At 56.6% G+C, this 836-nt stretch carries 1 rRNA gene; it reads right to left on the bottom strand.

The features are described 5' to 3' along the window. A 23S ribosomal RNA gene (locus ACNEOT_RS25375) occupies positions 1–836 on the bottom strand; the annotation flags it as partial.

Here is an 836-nt window from a genome sequence, read left to right as displayed (position 1 = left end):
GATTCAGGGTGGTTAGTGTCACTGATTCACCATGGGCGCGGTTACACGGGTACGGGAATATCAACCCGTTGTCCATCGGCTACGCCTGTCGGCCTCGTCTTAGGTCCCGACTCACCCTGGGCGGATTAACCTGGCCCAGGAACCCTTGGTCATTCGGCGGACGAGTTTCTCACTCGTCTTTCGCTACTCATGCCTGCATTCTCACTCGCGCAGCCTCCACACCTGGATCACTCCGATGCTTCCATGGCTGCACGACGCTCCCCTACCCACCCACACACCTGCACAGTCCCCCGCAGGGAACAATGGGGCTATTGTGTGAGTGCCGCAGCTTCGGTGGTGTACTTGAGCCCCGCTACATTGTCGGCGCAGGATCACTTGACCAGTGAGCTATTACGCACTCTTTCAAGGGTGGCTGCTTCTAAGCCAACCTCCTGGTTGTCTTCGCGACCCCACATCCTTTTCCACTTAGTACACGCTTAGGGACCTTAGCTGGCGATCTGGGCTGTTTCCCTCTCGACTACGAACCTTATCGCCCGCAGTCTCACTGCCACGCTCTCACTCACCGGCATTCGGAGTTTGGCTGATTTCGGTAAGCTTGTAGGCCCCCTAGACCATCCAGTAGCTCTACCTCCGGTGAGAAACACGTGACGCTGCACCTAAATGCATTTCGGGGAGAACCAGCTATCACGGAGTTTGATTGGCCTTTCACCCCTACCCACAACTCATCCCCTCAGTTTTCAACCTAAGTGGGTTCGGTCCTCCACGACGTCTTACCGTCGCTTCAACCTGGCCATGGGTAGATCACTCCGCTTCGGGTCTAGAACACGCCACTACAC

The sequence above is a fragment of the Rhodococcus sp. 077-4 genome, from assembly GCF_047782425.1.
In the GTDB taxonomy this organism is placed as follows: domain Bacteria; phylum Actinomycetota; class Actinomycetes; order Mycobacteriales; family Mycobacteriaceae; genus Rhodococcoides.
The sequence above is the reverse complement of the archived record's forward strand: the minus strand, read 5'-3'. Positions and strand labels throughout refer to the sequence as shown.